Genomic DNA, 867 nt, shown 5'->3' on the forward strand with positions numbered 1-867 from the left:
AGCAAAGGCATCGCAGACCATAGCGGGCAATCTTCCAGCACGTGCGCGCACACCAAAGCCGCCGCTGCGAAAGATCTGGCAAACAAGGCCTGCAAAACCTGCACGGCTTCCAGCACGCACCAAACCTGCTCGGGCACGCGCAAGGCGAAGGGGCTTGCCGCAAGCCTGCGCTACCTGGGGCGCGACAAGCGCACCTGGGCGCTCAGCGCCGTTTTGCTGGCAACGCTCGTCGCGGGAATTCCGCTGTTCTGTCTCGTGTGCCCCATCGGGCTCACTTTCGGCACCGTGGGGTCGCTGTGGCACCTCATCGTGGACAAGCAGATGACGCTCTCGGCCATCGTGTTCCCTGCCGCGCTTGCCATCGAGCTGGTGCTGTACCGCAAGTGGTGTTTGAACCTGTGCCCCGTAGCCGGACTGCTCAACGTGTTCGGCCAGTTCGCTCGCACGTTCCGGCCGCGCATCGACGCCTCCACCTGCCTGCGCACAAGCGAAGGCGCACCCTGCACTGCATGCGCGTCCGCCTGCGCCGAGCGTATCGACCTGCATGCCGCAGACGCGACCCTGCAACTGGGCGAGTGCACCCGCTGCGGCGAATGCGTCAAGCACTGCCCCACCGCCTCCATCCACATCGAGGTCAAGCCAAGTGCACCGGTGGAAAAAAATCAACAGAGAACCGTCACTTTCAAGTGATGCGCCTATCGCCAATCTACCCAATCTATAACTATCTATAAATATTTCGGTTCGGTAGCAAAGCATCCCCACCTTAAGGCAAGAAGACCAAGCGGCAAGAAAGAGCATCCCAGAAAACAACTCTATCGGAAAAGCGTCGGGCCTCTACCCCGCCAGAAAATCAAGCAGCTCCTGGCG

At 60.8% G+C, this 867-nt stretch carries 1 protein-coding gene; it reads left to right on the top strand.

Going from position 1 to position 867, the window contains the following annotated elements; all coding sequences use genetic code 11:
- Positions 1–690 (top strand): 4Fe-4S binding protein (locus RR842_RS13720; RefSeq protein ID WP_332730150.1); only part of this gene is annotated, 690 nt, incomplete at its 5' end.
- Between the last annotated feature and the right edge of the window lie 177 nt (positions 691–867).

The organism is Gordonibacter sp. (assembly GCF_036667095.1).
Taxonomy (GTDB): Bacteria; Actinomycetota; Coriobacteriia; order Coriobacteriales; family Eggerthellaceae; genus Gordonibacter.